This is a genomic window from Limimaricola litoreus, assembly GCF_024159025.1.
Classification (GTDB): Bacteria; Pseudomonadota; Alphaproteobacteria; order Rhodobacterales; family Rhodobacteraceae; genus Limimaricola; species Limimaricola litoreus.
The window spans coordinates 1-2,587 of the sequence record NZ_JAMYXC010000091.1; the positions used below are offsets into that span (position 1 = coordinate 1).

Annotated in this window: 1 pseudogene; it reads left to right on the top strand. The window is 71.4% G+C overall.

What is annotated here, in order from left to right:
* Positions 1 to 2,587 (top strand): annotated as a pseudogene (locus tag NHG85_RS19955) (baseplate multidomain protein megatron); the annotation flags it as partial.

Genomic DNA, 2,587 nt, shown 5'->3' on the forward strand with positions numbered 1-2,587 from the left:
GGCCGGGCCATCGACGCGCGCCTCTTGGGGCCGGGGGCCGATCCGGTCGAGACGGGCCGCGTCGACCGGTTTCGCCTCACCGGCGCGGGCGAGGGCGCGCCGATCGCCCGGCTCTGGGGGCGGATGCGGATCGGCGGGCAGGTGATCTGGGCCTCGGATTTCGAGGAGCGCCGCAGCACCTCGGGCGGCGGCAAGGGTGCGCCCCGACCGGAGGTGACCGAGTTTTCCTATGCGGTGAGCCTCGCCGTGGGGCTTTGCGAGGGGCGGGTGACCCGCGTGGCGCGGATCTGGGCCGACGGGGTCGAGCTGGGGCGCGACGAGATCACCTGGCGGCTCTACGAGGGGGGCGAGGACCAGCTGCCCGACCCCAAGATCGAGGCCGCGCTGGGCATCGGGCGTGCGCCCGCCTATCGCGGGCTGGCCTATGTGGTGATCGAGGATCTGGATCTCGCGCGCTTCGGCAACCGCGTGCCGCAGCTCAGCTTCGAGGTGCTGCGCCCCGCCGATGTCAGCGACCCCTCGCGCGCTGAGGACATCGCGCGGTTGCTGCGCGGCGTCGCGGTGATCCCCGGCACGGGCGAATACGCGCTGGCCTCCACGCCGGTGCACAAGGCCACGGGCTTTGCCGAGCGGAGCCCCGCCAACCTGCACGGGCCGTCCGGCCCAAGCGATGCCGAGGCCGCGCTCGACGATCTCGTCGAGGAGCTGCCGCTCTGCCGCGCCGCCTCTCTCGTGGTGTCGTGGTTCGGGGATGATCTGCGCGCCGGGCAGTGCCGCATCCGGCCCAAGGTCGAGCAGCGCGAGAGCGACGGCGAGGAGATGGCTTGGCGCGTCTCGGGGCTCGGGCGCGACGCGGCGATGGAGGTGCCGCGCGTCGAGGATCGCCCGGTCTACGGCGGCACGCCCTCGGACCGCGCTGTGATCGAGGCGATCCGTGCAATGGCCGCGCGCGGGCTGGAGGTGACCTATTACCCCTTCATCCTGATGGATCAGCTGCCCGGCAACGGGCTGCCCGACCCCTGGGGCGGGGCCGAGCAGGCGGCCCTGCCGTGGCGCGGGCGGATCACCACCGCGCTGGCACCGGGGCAGAGCGGCACCACCGACCGCACGGCAGCCGCCGAGGCCGAGGTCGCGGCCTTTTTCGGCACGGCGCGGGCGGAGGATTTCTCCATCACACCCGATGGCCCGGTCTACGAGGGCCCCGAGGATTGGGGCCTGCGCCGCTTCGTGCTGCATCAGGCGCATATCTGCGCCATGGGGGGGGGGTGTCGAGGCCTTCTGCATCGGCTCCGAGTTGGTGGCGCTGACCACGATCCGGGGCGAGGGCGACAGCTACCCCGCCGTCACCGCGCTGCGCGATCTGGCGAGGGACGTGCGCGGCATCCTCGGGCCGGAGGTGAAGCTCTCCTACGCCGCCGACTGGACCGAATATCACGGCCACCAGCCCGGCGGCGCGACCAAGCGGTTTCACCTCGACCCGCTCTGGGCCGATCCAGAGATCGATTTCATCGGCATCGACAATTACATGCCGCTCTCGGACTGGCGCGACGGATGGGACCATCTCGACGCTCAAGACCACCGCTCGATCTACGATCTCGACTATCTCACCGGCAATGTCGCGGGCGGCGAGGGGTATGACTGGTTCTACCATTCGCCCGAGGCGCGCGCGGCCCAGATCCGCACCCCGATCACCGATGGCGACGGCGAGCCCTGGGTCTGGCGCTACAAGGACCTCAAAGGCTGGTGGGGCAATCCGCATCACGAGCGCATCGACGGCGTACGCCAGTCCGATCCCACCGCATGGCAGCCCGGCTCGAAGCCCATCCGCTTCACCGAGCTGGGCTGCGCCGCCGTCGATCGCGGCACCAACCAGCCCAACAAGTTCCTCGATCCCAAATCCTCGGAATCCTCGCTGCCCTACCACTCGCGCGGGCATCGCGACGAGCTGATCCAGATGCAGTATCTGCGCGCCATGCACCGCCATTTTGCGGCACCCGGGGCCAACCCGGTCTCGGAGATCTATGGCGGCCCGATGCTCGACACCGGGCGGATGCTGGTCTGGGCCTGGGACCTGCGGCCCTACCCGTGGTTCCCGGGGCTGTCTCAGGTCTGGAGCGATGGGGCGAACTGGGCGCGCGGGCATTGGATCACCGGGCGCACGGCGCATCGCGACCTCGCTTCCGTCGTGGCCGAGATCTGCGCCGAGGCGGGGGTGAGCAAGATCGACACCTCGCAGCTTTTCGGCCTCGTGCGCGGCTATGTCGCCCAAGGGGCGCAGAGCGCGCGGGCGCTGCTGCAGCCCTTGATGCTGGCGCATGGCTTCGATGCGGTGGAGCGGGGCGGCAGGCTGGTGTTTCGCAGCCGCGACGGGCGGGCCGATGCGCTGCTCGACCCCGAGAGCTTGGTCCGCGTCTCGCCCGAGACGCCCGGAAACGAGATCGCGCGCGACGGCGCGGGCGCGCTGCCCGACCGGGTGCGGCTGGGCTATGTCGAGGCGAATGGCACCGGAGAGGCGGGCAGCGTCGAGGCGGCGCTGCCGGGGCAGGCGGGGCTTCATGTCGAGGCGGCGGAGCTGCCCATGGCGCTG